The following is a 16290-nucleotide window of genomic DNA, read 5'->3' on the forward strand; positions in this document are numbered from 1 at the left end:
CAATAGCGTTTAAACGTGCCACAGGGCTCGCTGTCGTGTTTAAACCTTACTCCAGTGCCTGTATGGCTTCCTTGTAATGCTTGCGACAAACGGAGACATAGCTCTCGTTACCGCCAATCACTACCTGCTCACCGGCATGCATCGCCTGCCCGCTCTCATCCAGCCGTAACACCATATTGGCCTTACGTCCACAATGGCAGATAGTTTTCAACTCTACCAGTTTGTCCGCCCAGGCCAGCAAGTATTGGCTGCCAATGAACAGTTCACCCAGGAAGTCGGTACGCAAGCCGTAACACAAAACCGGAATATCCAGTTGGTCGACGACATCGCATAATTGCTCAACCTGCTGCTTCGTCAGGAACTGGCTTTCATCCAACAACACGCAGTGTATCGGTTGCTGTTGATGTTCCTGTGCAATCATCGCGTAGAGCATCGACTCATTATTATAGAGCTGTGCCTGAGATGACAGGCCAATCCGCGAGCTCACCTTGCCCACGCCAAAACGGTGATCTATTTCGGCGGTAAACACCAGTGTACGCATACCACGTTCTTGATAATTATATGAAGATTGCAACAACGCGGTAGATTTCCCTGCGTTCATTGCAGAGTAATAAAAATAAAGTTGAGCCATGGGCCCGCAACTCCAATGGTATAAGAAATATTCAAACGTTGATTCAGGCGTAAAGTGTACCATAACCTGTCGGCCTGCTCACGCCTCCGGGTTAATCAACATCCCGACAAAACGAATACCAAACTTTCAAGTGAAACATTCCGTTCTGTACGTGCCATGCCTTTACATCTATTTACAGGATAATTGCCGTCTGTCATCACATTTAATTACTGCTAATGATTAGCATCAGGCATTAATGGTTATAGCAAAACAGGTCTGCCCCGTCCCCCGAGACACAGAGAAATTGAATCTATTAACGCCTACCGGTGCGACACCAGAGTATTTAATGACATAAAACAGCTAAGGGTACAGTTCTTGACGTTATCTTTACTCGTATACCCCCATTGTTTACAGTGTTGGCATACTTAGGCGCGTGATTTAACCCACAGAATTCAGCGTAATATTGATATAAAACACAATTATAACTTAGCCATGAATGCCTTTCAGGCATAGTAAACATACCCTACTGTTGAAAATTTGACTTAAAAATGGAGGTTGTAATACTTATCGCCCCCACCTATATTACCCGTAGTGTTCCGGTTAGGTGTTTTAAAAGGTAAATTTGAGCGTTCCTTTCAATTTGTCTATTGCAGAAAAGAAAAGAGCACTCTATTATTATCCAGACGCCCCCCACCAATATAATTTGAGACTAGGACAATGAGCGAAGCATTAAAGATTTTGAACAACATCCGTACTCTACGCGCACAGGCAAGAGAATGTAGCCTGGAAACGCTGGAAGAAATGCTTGAAAAACTGGAAGTTGTTGTGAACGAACGTCGCGAAGAAGACAGCCAGGCTCAAGCAGAAGTTGAAGAACGCACCCGTAAACTGCAGCAATATCGTGAAATGCTGATTGCTGACGGTATTGATCCTAACGAACTGCTGCAAACTATGGCTGCTACTAAAGCCGCTGGTAAAGCTAAACGTGCAGCACGTCCGGCTAAATACCAATATAAAGATGAAAACGGCGAACTGAAAACCTGGACTGGCCAGGGCCGTACTCCAGCAGTGATTAAGAAAGCTATCGAAGAGCAAGGTAAATCTCTGGACGATTTCCTGCTGTAATAGCATTTCGATGCACGTTAAAAAGGCTCCCTTGGGAGCCTTTTTGTTATGCTTATTTCCTGGCTGGTTAGAACATAAGTTAAGCTTTAGGTAATTATCCTATGGCAGCCCCCTCTCCCCATTGGTTTTTGTCTCCTGACTTACCGAACTGACCTGACTTTGTCTAAGCATAAAAAAAGGGGCCAAGGCCCCTTATAGCATTTACGTACTGCTCAATTACTGAGCTTTATAAAATGACTTATACCATTCAACAAAGCGTTTCACGCCTTCTTCAACGCTGGTTTCAGGCTTGAAGCCAATAACACGATAAAGCTCCGCAGTATCAGCACTGGTATCTAACACGTCACCAGGCTGCATCGGCAGCATATTCTTACGAGCCTCAATCCCCAACGCCTGTTCCAGTGCACTGATATATTCCATCAGCTTCACCGGACTGCTGTTGCCGATATTATAGACATGGTACGGCGCAGAACTGGTCGCTGGCGATCCCTGCTCAACTGTCCAGGCAGCATTGGCCTGAGGAATAACCGCCTGCAACCGCACAATAGACTCCGCGATATCGTCGATGTAGGTAAAGTCACGGTGCATCTCCCCGTGGTTATATACATCGATGCTCTCGCCCGCCAATATGGCCTTGGTAAATTTAAACAGCGCCATATCCGGGCGCCCCCACGGACCATATACGGTAAAGAAACGCAAACCGGTGGTGGGAAGACTATATAAGTGAGAGTAACTGTGTGACATCAGCTCATTGGCTTTTTTGGTAGCCGCATACAATGATATCGGATGATCAACAGAATCTTCAGTCGCAAAAGGCAGCTTACGATTCAGCCCATATACCGAACTGGAAGAGGCATATAACAGATGCTCGACTTTATTGTGTCGACACCCTTCCAGCACGTTTAAATGCCCGATGAGATTCGAGTCAGCATAGGCCAGCGGGTTTTCCAATGAATAACGCACCCCGGCTTGAGCCCCAAGATGAATCACCCGCTGGAACTGGTGCTCGGCAAACAGCTGCGCCATGCCCTCACGATCGGCCAAATCCAGCTTAATAAACTGGAAATCGGGTTTATCCGCCAGCAGATCAAGGCGAGCCATTTTCAGACCCACATCGTAATAATCATTCAGGTTGTCGATACCGACAACCTGATGCCCAGCGGCCAACAGACGCTCAGCGGTGTAATAACCAATAAACCCTGCCGCGCCTGTAACCAGGAATTTCATATTTGTCCCTTAAATAACCGGCTGAATGGACGCACCGCGACCAATGGCATAATAGGTAAAGCCGCGGCTTTCCAGACGCTCAGGGTCAAACAAGTTGCGGCCATCAAAGATCACCGGCTGCTTTAACGAACCTTTAATCACGTCGAAATCAGGCGCGCGGAAATTCTGCCATTCGGTACAGATAACCAACGCGTCAGCCCCCTGCAGGGCCGCTTCTTTGGTACCTACCAGCTTCAGATCGTCACGCTGGCCATAGATGCGCTGTACTTCGTTCATCGCTTCAGGGTCGTACGCCTGCACGGTAGCACCCGCTTCCCACAGCTGCTCCATCAGCACACGGCTGGAGGCTTCACGCATGTCGTCGGTATTAGGTTTGAAGGCCAGTCCCCACAACGCAAAGGTTTTGCCCTTCAGATCTTCACCAAAGTGATGCTTGATAAATTTGGTCAGCTTATATTTCTGCTGATAGTTAACCTGCTCTACCGCCTGCAACAGTTTTGGCTGGTAGCCAATATGCTCCGCGGTGCGGATCAGGGCCTGAACGTCTTTCGGGAAGCAGGAGCCGCCATAGCCGCAGCCTGGATAGATAAAGTGATAGCCGATACGGGAATCAGAACCGATACCCTGACGCACTTTCTCAATGTCTGCGCCAAGCATTTCGGCCAGATTAGACATTTCATTCATAAAGCTGATTTTGGTCGCCAGCATGCAGTTGGCAGCATACTTGGTCAGTTCAGCACTACGGATGTCCATCATGATCATACGATCGTGGTTGCGATTGAACGGCTCATACAGCTCGCGAATAGGCTCGATCACATCTTTGTTATCGGTACCGATGACGATGCGCTCAGGACGCATGCAGTCTGCTACCGCAGCGCCTTCTTTCAGGAATTCCGGGTTGGAAACCACATCGAAAGCAACCTTGCTACCGCGTTTCTGCAGCGTTTCTTCCATAACCTGACGGACTTTATCTGCGGTGCCGACCGGCACGGTAGATTTATCAATCACCACTTTGCGATCGGTCATATGTTCTGCGATGGTACGAGCCACGGCAGTCACATATTTCAAATCGGCAGAGCCATCTTCGTCCGGTGGTGTGCCCACGGCGATGAATTGAATGGTGCCATGCGCGACCCCGGCTTTTGCATCGGTGGTGAAATGCAAACGACCGGCTTCATAGTTTTGTTGCACCAACGGCGTCAGACCAGGCTCAAAAATAGGGATGTTCCCTTTCTTCAGGTTTTCGACTTTATGCTCGTCTATATCGATACACATAACGTCGTGACCGACTTCAGCCAGAACCGCAGCCTGCACCAGGCCAACATAGCCAATACCAAAAACTGTTACTTTCATGGGAAAATCCTAGTTTTTCAAATTAAGACGAAAGATAAATAAATTATTTCTTATCAGCGGCCAGTAACTGTTTCAACCACTGAGTAAACTCTTGGCCCAGCCCGGCATGTCGCATGCCATATTCGACAAACGCCTGCATATAACCGAGCTTATTGCCGCAGTCATGGCTGATCCCTTTCAGGTGATAAGCCTCTACTGTCTCTTGCTGCATCAGCATTTCAATGCTGTCGGTAAGCTGGATTTCACCACCGGCACCCGGAGGGGTTTTCGACAGCAGCGGCCAGATATCGGCGGAGAGCACATAGCGGCCAACAATGGCCAGATTAGATGGCGCTTCATCCGGCGAAGGTTTCTCGACTACGCTGACCATCGGGGCACTTTCGCCCGGCTGCAGATCATACCCTTTGCAATCGGCCACGCCGTAGTTGCCAACATCTTTATGTGGCACGGGCTCGACCATAATCTGGCTGATACCGGTTTGTTCATAGCGCTGCAGCATTTCGTGCAAATTATCTTTTTTCAGATCGGAGCTGTACTCATCGAGGATCACATCCGGCAAAATCACGGCCACCGGCTCATCACCCACCAGCGGGTAAGCACACATAATCGCGTGTCCCAACCCTTTAGCTACCCCTTGACGTACCTGCATCACCGTAACGCCCTTTGGACAGATAGACTGAACTTCATCCAGCAACTGACGCTTAACACGTTTTTCCAGCATCGCTTCCAGTTCAAAACTGGTATCGAAATGGTTTTCGATCGAATTCTTGGAGGAATGGGTTACCAACACAATCTCGTTAATCCCTGCTGCAATACATTCATTGACAACGTATTGGATCAAGGGCTTGTCAACCAGCGGCAGCATTTCTTTTGGAATGGCTTTTGTCGCCGGTAACATCCGTGTTCCCAAGCCTGCAACCGGGATCACAGCCTTTCTGACTTTACGATTTACAGCAGGCATTATTTCCTCTCTTAATAGCGCTCGGTTTATGAGCTTCATCCGCCATACAAAAAACCTCCGGAGTATACCAGTTTATGACTGACTGGCATTAGCCGCAGCACAAATAGAAAAACTTTAGGACAATTACCCAATGGGTTAACTGAGGTAAAAATAAGCACGTCAAATATCTAAATTTTACATGCTGTTTTAATCACGGTGGTTTATTCGGCGCTGAGCATCAAGCGCAGCCGGCCGCCAGAGCCCCAAACCTGGCACTGCCAGGCAGCACAGTGCTGGCTGATTTGATTCATGTAGGTCGCACCCAGCGTCCCAAGCGGCACGCCGTTGCTCAGTTGAATTTGATTATCGCCGGTATTTACATTGGCATGCAGGCCTGCGGAGACCAAAATCAGGTTTTTATATTCGGCGTGATAATAACCGACCAACAACGGGAATTGCCCTTCCAGTTTGCCCTGACGTAATAATTGATTAACTTGCTTTAACAATGCGGTCATTTGCGGCAACCGATGGCGCTGATTAGCTAAATGATCCTGCAGTAATCCATTAAATAAAGCCCGCAGGAGTAATGCCGCCAATACGCCATTATCCCCTGCGCGGGTCACATCCAGACAATAGAACGCCAGATCCTTATCCGATAACGCTGCAATATCCAGCACCAACCCCGGGTTCTCGCCGGTGGTTAATTGCCGGTAATTAATCCGGCAATGAGCGATGGTCTGCTGCACCGGAGGCTGTAACTGTTTGAGTAACTTCACCGCTTCGGAGGGATTTTTACTCAGTGCATCCCAGTCCTGGAACAGTTCCACTTCTTCGATAGCCGGTGAGGTAAACATATTGGGATACAGACAGCCCAGCACCGCTTCACGCAGGCGATTGAGATCGGTCACCGGTTTTAACAACACGTCCTGGACGCCTAACCGCAACATTTTGGCGATATCCGCCATTTTGTCGGTCGCCGAGATCACCAATACCGGGGTTTGTACGCCTTGCAGGCGCAGATGTTCGACAAACTCGATCCCATCCATTTCCGGCATCGCCAGATCGCACAGGATTAAATCGGGATGAACATCATCCACCAAACTCAATGCCTGCAAACCGTTGGCCGCTTCACTGGTTTCCGCCCCCAACGATTTCAAATAGCCAACAAGCACGGAACGAAAAACCAGTTCGTCCTCAACGACCAAAATGCGCTTGTGAGTCAGTGGTAATGCCATCAGCCGAGCCTCTTCCCTTTCCATAGTGTAATAGTGGCTCAAAAAGACCGTTTATGCCTGCCTGAAATTTTCACCAGCGCAGAGCATACCGTTAAGAACCGTAAATTATTTGTTTTTTATCAATGGCAACAGCATATCCAGCTGTTTTTCAACCGCCAGTCTACCCGCTTCAATCGCCTCGTCGGCACGATGGAAGTCTAACGTCGAGATCTGTGGACAATAGGGTTGGATCAGCACATCCGGCGGATCGCCGGCCATGCGATTGCGTTTCAGCCGATTTTCCAGCACCTGGATCGAGGTCCCCATGATCTCCATCGCCGTCGGCGTGAAATTCGGCTTTCTGGTGGTCATTTTGCTGATACGTTCCCTCAGTCGCCCTCGCCAGTTTCGGGCAGGGAGATCTTTTGGTGTCTCCATATCAGGAGTGCGTACCGAGAACAGATCCTGCTGCATCAGATGGGCATCATGTTGCAAGTCAACGGCAATAACGATGTCTGCCCCCAAAGCCCGGGTCAATGAGATAGGCACCGGATTCACCACCGCACCATCCACCAGCCAATAGCCGTCAAACCATACCGGCGCCAACAGACCAGGCATACTGCACGACGCACGCACCGCCTGATGAATATCCCCTTCCGTTAACCACAGTTCCCGTCCGGTGCTCAGATTAGTCGCCACCGCGCCAAACTTCAGTGAACATTCAGCGATATCATCAATCTTTAACAACTGCCCTACCGCATTGAACACCCGTTCCCCACGCAACAGCCCGCCGCGTTGCCAGGACAGGTCCATCAGACGGATCACATCCCAATAGCTGAATGAACGCACCCAGGTTTCCATCGCCGGCAGACGGTGGCTGGCAAAGGCAGCCCCCACCAAGGCACCCACCGAGCAGCCAGCTACTATATCGACTTCAACACCCAATTTCTTTAGCGCGTTGATCACCCCGATATGTGCCCACCCTTTGGCCGAACCCGCGCCCAATGCCAATCCGATCTTAATTTTCCGCATCGTTTCCGTCCTTTTTCGGTGAATGTTACGCCCGAGCTGTCAGCCTAGATTGTCACAGCCGAATATTGTTAGGTAACATATGCTCTAAATTTGTTTCGGCATCGGCCCGTTCATTTCGTTCCGGCCATTTTAGGAGTCACCTTGCCCGAATTATGCCCCTGCGGCAGCGGCCTGGAGTATAGCGCATGCTGCGAGCCCTACATCAACGGCACCCAAACGCCGTCGACCCCCGGTAAATTAATGCGTTCGCGTTTTAGCGCTTACGTAAAACACAATGTGGATTATCTGGTAGCCACCTGGCATCCGGACTGTCATGCCGCTGAATGGCGCAATGGGATCGTCGATAGCTTCGAGAATACCGAGTGGATCGGCCTGACGGTGGTGGAAGAAAAACAGGGATATGAAACCGGAGAAGGTTTTGTCGAGTTCATCGCTCGCTTCGTCGACGGCAGTACCGGCGAGCACAAAGCGATGCACGAGCGTTCGCGCTTCCTTCTGCTTGACCAACGCTGGTATTATATTGACGGAACCAAACCCCAGCCTGGCAGAAACGCCATTTGCCCCTGCGGATCAGGGAAAAAATATAAAAAGTGCTGTGGGCGTTAGCCGACAGTCACAGGCACCATAGATTTCAGGCGTGGCTAATCGGGCACAGCTTGAAAACAAAGATGATAAAAACTCTCGCCTGCGAAGACAGGACGTTCAGTATCAGACAGGATCCTCACTCCCATGCCACACCAAAATGTACAAAGAAAAGTTTTGCGCACCATTTGTCCGGATGCCAAAGGTCTGATCGCCAAGATCACCAATATTTGTTACAAGCATGAACTCAACATTATTCAAAACAACGAGTTTGTTGATCACCGCACCGGCCGTTTCTTTATGCGTACCGAACTGGAAGGCATTTTCAACGACACCACACTACTGGCAGATCTCGACAGCGCGCTGCCGGTGGGTTCGGTTCGTGAACTGCATAACTCTGGCCGTCGTCGTATTGTCGTCCTGGTTACTAAAGAGGCACACTGCCTGGGCGACCTGTTGATGAAAAGCGCCTACGGTGGTCTGGATGTAGAAATCGCTGCGGTTATCGGTAACCACGACACCTTGCAAACGCTGGTAGAGCGTTTCGATATTCCGTTCCACCTGGTCAGCCATGAAGGCCTGACGCGCGACCAGCACGATCAGAAAATGATGGCCCAGATTGATCAGTATCAGCCGGACTATGTGGTACTGGCCAAGTATATGCGGGTGTTGACGCCGGCATTCGTCCAGCACTACCCGAATCAGGTGATCAACATCCATCACTCGTTCCTACCGGCGTTTATCGGTGCCCGACCTTATCATCAGGCTTACGAACGCGGCGTGAAAATCATCGGCGCTACCGCCCACTACGTTAACGACAATTTGGATGAAGGCCCAATCATCATGCAGGACGTGATCCATGTCGATCACACCTATTCTGCTGACGATATGATGCGTGCCGGACGTGACGTTGAAAAGAATGCACTCAGCCGCGCGCTGTACCATGTGCTGGCGCAGCGGGTATTTGTTTACGGCAACCGGACGGTTATTCTGTAATTGCTCAATAAAGCGGTGCCTTTCGTTCAGGGATGCACCGCCACGAGTAAAAAACCGGCAAACGATTCATTTTCTGCATTTCAATACTTTACACGCCCGTTTCATTTGATATGATGCGCCCCGCTTACCGAGACAGATGTTTCGCAAGCAAGGCCAGTGGTGGGGTTCCCGAGCGGCCAAAGGGAGCAGACTGTAAATCTGCCGTCACAGACTTCGAAGGTTCGAATCCTTCCCCCACCACCATCTTCTCTCTGTTGATGAGAGCACAGCGAAAGCTGAAGCTGCATAAAACACGGAGGGGGAGGATGAGAAGCTTCGACAAGGTTCGAGCCGAGCGCAGCGAGACAACGCGCTTCAGCGCGGTAATCCTTCAGAAGAAGCGCCACAGGAATCTAGCCGATCTCCTGTTAAATAATAAGTAAAACCATGAATACCATGGTGGGGTTCCCGAGCGGCCAAAGGGAGCAGACTGTAAATCTGCCGTCACAGACTTCGAAGGTTCGAATCCTTCCCCCACCACCATCCTTGTATATCCCCCAGTATTAAATCAAACCTGAAAGTACCACATCACTCCTTACCGGGAGGGATGAGAAGCTTCGACAAGGTTCGAGTCTCATGCAATGAGACAACGCGCTTCAGCGCGGCCCGAAGGGTGAATCGCATAGCGACGAATAATCCTTCCCCCACCACCATCCTTGTACGCCCCCAATAACCCAATCAAACACCAAATCCTCTTTATCTCTCAGATCTCCCATTTATCAATTCCCCTAACCTTTTAGCGCATCCTCAACTTGAACTCCGGCCAACAATTCGCTATACCACTGACTTCTTTAATGCAGTAAGGAAGAAAGTGCATGCGTAACAATATCTGCGTTTTTTGTGGCGCCAGCGAAGGCGTTAATCCTGCTTATGCCGAGAATGCGCGGCAATTGGGTCAGACGCTGGCCACTCAGGGCCGACGCCTCATCTATGGCGGCGGTAAGAAAGGGTTAATGGGCATTGTCGCGGATGCGGTGCTTGCCGCCGGTGGTGAGGCCGTGGGCATCATTCCTGAGCGCCTGGTCGAAGCAGAAACCGCACACCGGGGTCTGACGGAGCTGGAAGTGGTCCCGGACATGCATACCCGTAAGGCGCGCATGGCGGCGTTGGCAGACGGATTCATTGCCCTGCCTGGTGGTATAGGTACGCTGGAAGAACTGTTTGAAATCTGGACCTGGGGTCAGATCGGCTATCACAGCAAACCGGTTGGCCTGCTGGACGTGAACGGTTTTTATCGCCCGTTAAACAGTTTCCTGCAGCACGTGGCCGATCAGGGCTTTATGCGCCATGACTACCTCGGTACCATGCATATCAGCGATTCAGCGCAAACCTTGCTGCAACAATTCGACGACTATCAGCCGAAGAATTACGACCGCTGGGCAAAATAATTTGGCTTGCCGCCGGCGGCCGTTGCCGCTGGCCTGCGTTACATTTCTGGCCAAACTCTGCTACTATCTCAACACATTTTTCTTGTAAAAACGGCACCGCTCATGAAGTTTGTCTCTTTTAATATCAATGGACTGCGTGCGCGTCCGCACCAGCTGGCCGCCATCATTGAACAGCATCAGCCCGACGTCATCGGCCTGCAGGAAACGAAAGTTCACGATGACATGTTCCCGCTGGAAGAAGTCAGTCAGCACGGTTATCACGTGTTCTACCATGGCCAAAAAGGCCACTATGGCGTGGCACTGCTAACCAAAGAAAAACCGCTTGCCGTACGCCGTGGTTTCCCGACCGATGATGAAGACGCACAGCGCCGCATCATCATGGCCGATCTGGCGACCCCCCAAGGGACACTGACGGTAATCAACGGCTATTTCCCACAGGGTGAAAGCCGTGACCATCCGATCAAATTCCCAGCCAAGACGCGCTTCTACCAGGATTTGCAAAACTACCTGGAGCAGCAAATGTCGGTGGACTCACCGGTACTGGTGATGGGTGACGTAAATATCAGCCCAAGCGATTACGACATCGGTATCGGTGAAGAAAGCCGCAAGCGCTGGCTGCGTACCGGTAAGTGCTCCTTCCTGCCGGAAGAGCGCGAATGGATGGACCGCCTGATGAACTGGGGCCTGGTAGATACCTATCGCCATGCGAACCCGGAACGTAACGATGAATTCTCGTGGTTCGACTACCGTTCACGTGGGTTCGATGAAAACCGGGGCCTGCGTATCGACCTGCTGTTAGCCAGCACGCCATTGGCCGCACGCTGCACCGCGACTGGCATCGATTATCAGATCCGCGGGATGGAAAAACCTTCGGATCACGCCCCGGTCTGGGCAGAGTTCTCACTATAATTTATCCAACCCCGGCCACCGCCGGGGTTTTGCTATGTGGTACGCATGAAAATTATCGATGTCGTCGCCGCCATCATTGAAAAAAATGGCAAAATTCTTCTGGCACAACGTGATGCCGGCAGCGATCAGGCTGGGCTGTGGGAGTTTCCCGGCGGTAAGGTCGAGGCAGGCGAGAGCCAACCTCAGGCGCTGGCGCGTGAACTGGACGAAGAGTTAGGAATTGTCGCCAGTGTGGGGAGTTATGTCGCCAGCAATCAGTGGCAGCAAAGCGAACGCATTATTCGCTTGCATGCCTGGCGGGTGACAACCTTCAGCGGTGAATTACAAAACCGCTGCCATTCGGACTTTGTTTGGTTAGCGCCGGAGCAGGCGTTTGACTATCCCCTGGCCCCGGCGGACGTACCGCTATTAACTGCCTATATCGCCACACAGCGGGCGAAGGTCTGAGTTACAGCGTCACTTCTTCAGACGCATCCAGATCAACGGGTTAGTCCCCACCACGTTGGGGTCGCGTACGCACTGCAACGCTTCCCCTTCCACCTTGAGCACCGCCCCTTCAGAATAGTTTTGATCCTGATAGATACAGCAGCGAACGCAAGGTTGTGCCGTTGGCTGAGTGGCAGCATTTTTTGCCGTACCCCAGATTTCCGGCGACACTGGCACCACCACATCCACGTCACCACGATTGGCCATCGCCGTGGAACAAAACAGCAATGCGCCGCTGGCCAGCATCAGTAAGCCATAATTCATTCGCTCTTCTCCCGCGCCTTACCGGCGCTTTTCTTGCGTTTTTTCGCCCCGGTAGAAGGTGACGGCGGCAACCCGCGAAACGCCATACTCGCCCGGCTCTGCTTGGCCTGATAAATCAGCTCCTGCAAAGTGCCTACCAGAGGTTGCATAAAGTCCTGATAGCGACAGGATTTTTCACTGATTTGCGTCAACGTGGCTTCCCAGTTGGCGGTCATATCAGGACGGGCGGCAATATCCGGCAGCGAATGGATCAACGCCCGACCGGTTTCACTGGAGTGAATGTAACGCCCTTTTTTATACAAAAACGCCCGCTTGAACAGCAATTCTATGATCCCTGCGCGCGTAGCCTCGGTCCCTAAACCATCGGTCGCTCGCAGGATTTTCTTTAGCGCTTTATCCTGAACAAAACGCGCAATCCCGGTCATGGCGGAAAGCAGGCTGGCATCGGTGAACGGCCGCGGCGGTTGTGTCTGACGCTCAACCACCTCTCCGCGCTCACACAATAGCTCGTCATCTTTCGCCACCACCGGCAACGGAGAACCTTCGTTTTCCTCATCGCGCTCTTTACTGCCCAACAGCGTTCGCCACCCGGCTTCCGCCAGAAAACGCGCCTTGGCGATAAACTTGCCCCCGGCGATATCCAGCTCAATCACGCACTTGCGGAACATGGCATCCGGGCAGAATTGCATCAGGTATTGTCGCGCAACCAAACCGTAAACGTTCAGTTCGTCCTGGCTGAGACTGACCTTACTAGCGCGGGCGGTCGGGATAATGGCGTGGTGGGCATCGACCTTTTTGTCGTCCCAGCAGCGGTTACGACGATCGCTGTCGATCACCGGCTGCGGATAAAGATCCGGCTGATGAACACTGATGGCGTTCAACACCGAATGACGCCCGGCAAAGTGCTCTTCCGGCAGGTAACGACAGTCAGAACGCGGATAGGTAATCAATTTATGGGTTTCATACAGCCGCTGGCAGACGTCCAGTACCTGCTGCGCGCTCAGGTTGAAGCGTTTGGAAGCCTCAATCTGCAAAGTCGACAGTGAAAACGGCAAGGGGGCGGTATCTGATTCCCGTTTATCATTATAAGACGTGACCAGCGCCGGCTGGCCCTCGATACGTTTGAGCACGTGTTCTGCCAACGACCGGTGCAGCAGGCGCCCTTCTTCATCCTGATAAGGCTCACAGGAGTCACTGGGTTGCCACAGAGCGACAAAGCGTTCGTCTTTGGGCGTCACGATGTGTGCTTTAACTTCGAAGAAGTCCTTCGAAACGAAGTTTTCAATATCCTCGTCACGCCGTACCACCAACCCCAGCACCGGCGTCTGTACCCGCCCCACCGACAACACACCGTCATACCCGGCATTGCGTCCCAAAATGGTGTAAGCGCGGGTCATGTTGATGCCATACAACCAGTCTGCGCGGGAGCGCGCCAGAGCAGAGACACACAAGGGGATAAAGTCGCGATTATCACGCAGCCGTTCAATGGCGCGTTCTACCGCCTGCGGGTTGAGATCGTTGATCAGACAACGGCGGACGCTGTGGCGTTTTTCCGGCGACAACGCCAGGTAATCCAACACCTCGTCCACCAGCAATTGGCCTTCGCGATCCGGGTCACCGGCATGCACCACTTCATCGGCCTCGTGCAGCAGCTTTTTGATGGCATTAAGCTGCTTGCTGACCGACGGACGCGGCTGCAACTGCCACTTTTCAGGGATGATCGGCAGATCCGCCAGCGACCAGCGCGCATAACGGCTGTCGTAGGCATCCGGCTGCGCCTGTTCTAATAAGTGGCCCACACACCAGGTCACCACATCATTGTTACCGCAGGCGATAAATCCGTCGCCGCGACGATGCGGCTTGGGAAGGACGTCGGCAATGGCGCGCGCCAAACTCGGTTTTTCGGCAATAAACAGTCGCATTATTCACCGTTATTCTGGCTGTACGTCATCAGGAATTCTCTTACTTCAGCATAATTCCCGCGGAACACAATCCGCTGGGATTTTTTTTCCAATTGGTAGTGATACATCGGATCGTAGTAGTGCTGCAACAACGGCACCAGCCACGCCTGATGCTCGTCACTATTTCCACTGGCCTGCTGGCACTGCAGTGCCCATTCCAGGCGTTGCGTCAGCTGTTGGAAACGTTCAAGCCCCAGGCGGCGGCGAATGGCAAACAGGCCGTGATGCAGATACTCATCGTACTTCTGCCAACCAAGCTGCACGCCATAAGCCTGTTCAAACTCAATACGCATCCGATCGATATATTCTTGCTGTAGCCGGGCCAGACGCACCTCAAAGGGATCGTCTATCACCGCTACCGGTGCCAGTTGCATGCGGTTGAAGATCGCTAACGGCAGGTTGTTGCTGCCGATAATGCGCCCTTCGTCTTCCAGCACCCAACGGCGGCAGCCACCATGCTGTTTTTTCAGCAATAACACAGCCAGACGATTCTCAAAATCTATCTGAGCGCTTTGATCCACCAGCGTTCGGCCAAAAGATGAACCGCGGTGGTGTGCAGCACCTTCCAGATCGATGCCATCGGCCAGTTCATTGACCAGCAGAGTTTTACCACTGCCAGTATTGCCGCCGATCAACACCATCGGCAGTTCGGCGCTCTGCTCCAGCGTGGTGAGCAGGAAATTACGCAGTGCCTTGTAGCCGCCGGTGATGCGCGGGTAGGTCACGCCAGCCTCACGCAGCCACTGCTGCACCAGCTGTGAACGCAAACCGCCGCGGAAACAATAAATATAGCCTTGCGGCCATTGGGCACATTGCGCCAGCCAGGCCGCCGTGCGTTGCTCGCGCAGCCTGCCATTAACCAGGCTATGACCCAGCGCAATCGCCGCCTGCTGCCCCTGCTGTTTGTAACAGGTGCCGACGGCCTGCCGTTCATCGTCATTCATTAGCGGCAGATTCAGCGCATTGGCGAACGCACCCTGCTGAAACTCAACCGGTGCGCGCACGTCAATCAGCGGGATATCCTGCAAAAAAATACGGCGGTAGTCCTGGGTGTCTTCCCGTTCCCTCGAGGCTGACACTAGACAACCTCGATCAGGGGTTTGGACGGCACGGCCGCATGCAGTTCACCGATAGCCTGGAGTTGAATGCCGTGGCGCTCGGCAATCGCCTGCACCTGCTGCTCCGCTTCAGGCAGCACTGCCAGCAGCAAGCCGCCGGAGGTCTGCGGATCGCACAGCAATTGGCGCTGCAGGTCGGTCATTTCACCAACCAGATGGCCGTAACTTTCAAAGTTGCGCCCGGTACCGCCGGGTACGCAGCCTTCGGCAATATAACGCTCGATGTCAGGCAGTTTAGGGACCTGATCAAACCATACCGTCGCCTGTAGCCCTGAGCCCTGGCAAACCTCGCTCAGGTGGCCCAGCAGGCCGAAGCCGGTGACATCGGTCATCGCCGTCACGCCTTCGACTTCGGCAAAATCCGTGCCCGGTTTATTCAGTTGGCACATCACTTCGGTCGCCAGGCCTTCATGCTCTGGCAACAGTTTGCTTTTCTTTTCGGCGGTGGTTAATACGCCAATGCCCAACGGCTTGGTCAGGTACAATTTGGATCCGGCCTGCGCCGCGCTGTTTTTCTTCACCCGCTCGGTATTGACGATGCCAGTCACCGCCAGGCCAAAAATAGGCTCTGGCGCATCGATAGAATGGCCTCCCGCCAGGGCGATACCTGCCTGCTGGCAGGCATAGCGCCCGCCGTCGATCACCTGTTGCGCCACTTCCGGTGCCAGCTTGGCAATTGGCCAGCCGAGGATCGCAATCGCCATGATCGGTTTACCGCCCATGGCATAGACGTCGCTGATGGCGTTGGTGGCGGCGATGCGGCCGAAATCGAATGGGTTATCAACAATCGGCATAAAGAAGTCGGTGGTGCTGATGATGCCAACGCCGTTGCCGATGTCATACACCGCCGCATCGTCACGGGTTTCATTGCCCACCAGCAAGCGGGGATCGACAAACTTCTCCCGCTCGCTGTGCAGAATAGTTTCGAGAACTTTCGGTGAGATTTTACAACCGCAGCCGGCGCCATGGCTGTACTGGGTTAAACGGATCGCTGGCGATGTCATATACCACTCCCTTCGGTTAACGGCATTCAAGATAGCATAGGG

At 52.4% G+C, this 16290-nt stretch carries 16 protein-coding genes, 2 tRNA genes and 1 other RNA gene; 9 read left to right on the forward strand and 10 right to left on the reverse strand.

Annotated elements, in window-relative coordinates; genetic code table 11:
- Positions 1–46: 46 nt before the first annotated feature.
- The gene (locus NHG65_RS14535; protein WP_085117085.1) at positions 47–631 is read right to left on the reverse strand and encodes a thymidine kinase; all 585 of its coding nucleotides are present in this window, start codon (positions 629–631) and stop codon (positions 47–49) included.
- 696 nt (positions 632–1327) lie between these two features.
- Here NHG65_RS14535 and hns point away from each other — a divergent pair.
- Positions 1328–1735: a histone-like nucleoid-structuring protein H-NS gene (hns, locus tag NHG65_RS14540; RefSeq protein WP_006321188.1), complete on the forward strand. Its 408-nt coding sequence runs from the start codon at positions 1328–1330 to the stop codon at positions 1733–1735.
- Positions 1736–1951: 216 nt separating this feature from the next.
- On the opposite strand, the gene NHG65_RS14545 is transcribed toward hns, so the two are convergent.
- The 5 genes from NHG65_RS14545 to rssA all read right to left on the reverse strand — a co-directional run bounded on the left by NHG65_RS14545 (position 1952) and on the right by rssA (position 7501).
- The gene (locus tag NHG65_RS14545) at positions 1952–2962 is read right to left on the reverse strand and encodes an NAD-dependent epimerase (RefSeq protein WP_499182330.1); all 1011 of its coding nucleotides are present in this window, start codon (positions 2960–2962) and stop codon (positions 1952–1954) included.
- Between the two features lie 9 nt (positions 2963–2971).
- A complete protein-coding gene (locus tag NHG65_RS14550; RefSeq protein ID WP_099064215.1) occupies positions 2972–4315 on the reverse strand; it encodes a UDP-glucose dehydrogenase family protein in 1344 nt (447 codons plus the stop codon).
- Positions 4316–4358: 43 nt separating this feature from the next.
- Positions 4359–5276: a UTP--glucose-1-phosphate uridylyltransferase GalU gene (galU, locus tag NHG65_RS14555; protein ID WP_099064216.1), complete on the reverse strand. Its 918-nt coding sequence runs from the start codon at positions 5274–5276 to the stop codon at positions 4359–4361.
- 200 nt (positions 5277–5476) lie between these two features.
- A complete protein-coding gene (gene rssB / locus NHG65_RS14560; RefSeq protein ID WP_099064398.1) occupies positions 5477–6490 on the reverse strand; it encodes a two-component system response regulator RssB in 1014 nt (337 codons plus the stop codon).
- Positions 6491–6595: 105 nt separating this feature from the next.
- Positions 6596–7501 carry a patatin-like phospholipase RssA gene (rssA, locus tag NHG65_RS14565; protein ID WP_099064217.1) on the reverse strand — a complete coding sequence of 302 codons (906 nt, stop codon included), beginning with the start codon at positions 7499–7501 and terminating at the stop codon, positions 6596–6598.
- A 141-nt stretch (positions 7502–7642) separates the two neighbouring features.
- Here rssA and NHG65_RS14570 point away from each other — a divergent pair, with 141 nt between their 5' ends.
- From NHG65_RS14570 to NHG65_RS14605, 8 genes are all read left to right on the forward strand, one after another.
- Complete coding sequence (locus NHG65_RS14570) at positions 7643–8107, forward strand: YchJ family protein (RefSeq protein WP_499182331.1); 465 nt, start codon at positions 7643–7645, stop codon at positions 8105–8107.
- 123 nt (positions 8108–8230) lie between these two features.
- Positions 8231–9079: a formyltetrahydrofolate deformylase gene (gene purU, locus NHG65_RS14575; RefSeq protein ID WP_085117091.1), complete on the forward strand. Its 849-nt coding sequence runs from the start codon at positions 8231–8233 to the stop codon at positions 9077–9079.
- Between the two features lie 158 nt (positions 9080–9237).
- Positions 9238–9322, forward strand: a tRNA-Tyr gene (locus tag NHG65_RS14580).
- A 194-nt stretch (positions 9323–9516) separates the two neighbouring features.
- A tRNA-Tyr gene (locus NHG65_RS14585) sits at positions 9517–9601 on the forward strand.
- A 43-nt stretch (positions 9602–9644) separates the two neighbouring features.
- A non-coding RNA gene (locus NHG65_RS14590) (RtT sRNA) lies at positions 9645–9771 on the forward strand.
- A gap of 162 nt (positions 9772–9933) precedes the next feature.
- Positions 9934–10506, forward strand: a complete 573-nt coding sequence (locus NHG65_RS14595; RefSeq protein ID WP_085117092.1) for an LOG family protein — start codon at positions 9934–9936, stop codon at positions 10504–10506.
- A gap of 102 nt (positions 10507–10608) precedes the next feature.
- Positions 10609–11415 (forward strand): exodeoxyribonuclease III, encoded by an 807-nt coding sequence (gene xthA / locus NHG65_RS14600; protein ID WP_085117093.1) that lies wholly within the window; start codon positions 10609–10611, stop codon positions 11413–11415.
- Positions 11416–11460: 45 nt separating this feature from the next.
- On the forward strand, positions 11461–11862 hold the full coding sequence (locus NHG65_RS14605; protein ID WP_099064219.1) for a pyrimidine (deoxy)nucleoside triphosphate diphosphatase: 402 nt from the start codon (positions 11461–11463) through the stop codon (positions 11860–11862).
- 9 nt (positions 11863–11871) lie between these two features.
- Here NHG65_RS14605 and NHG65_RS14610 read toward each other — a convergent pair whose 3' ends face one another.
- From NHG65_RS14610 to selD, 4 genes are read right to left on the reverse strand one after another with little or no spacing between them, the layout of a single operon-like run.
- Positions 11872–12165: a DUF1496 domain-containing protein gene (locus NHG65_RS14610; RefSeq protein WP_099064220.1), complete on the reverse strand. Its 294-nt coding sequence runs from the start codon at positions 12163–12165 to the stop codon at positions 11872–11874.
- Positions 12162–14087 (reverse strand): DNA topoisomerase III, encoded by a 1926-nt coding sequence (locus NHG65_RS14615; RefSeq protein ID WP_261426454.1) that lies wholly within the window; start codon positions 14085–14087, stop codon positions 12162–12164. Before NHG65_RS14615 ends, NHG65_RS14610 begins: the two co-directional genes overlap by 4 nt.
- Positions 14087–15205, reverse strand: coding sequence for a tRNA 2-selenouridine(34) synthase MnmH (gene mnmH / locus NHG65_RS14620; RefSeq protein ID WP_099064222.1), 1119 nt, complete (start codon positions 15203–15205; stop codon positions 14087–14089). Before mnmH ends, NHG65_RS14615 begins: the two co-directional genes overlap by 1 nt.
- Positions 15205–16248 carry a selenide, water dikinase SelD gene (selD, locus tag NHG65_RS14625; protein ID WP_099064223.1) on the reverse strand — a complete coding sequence of 348 codons (1044 nt, stop codon included), beginning with the start codon at positions 16246–16248 and terminating at the stop codon, positions 15205–15207. The genes mnmH and selD overlap by 1 nt, the downstream gene beginning before the upstream one ends.
- Positions 16249–16290: the final 42 nt, after the last annotated feature.

This window comes from Serratia myotis, assembly GCF_027474885.1.
Lineage (GTDB): Bacteria > Pseudomonadota > Gammaproteobacteria > Enterobacterales > Enterobacteriaceae > Serratia > Serratia proteamaculans.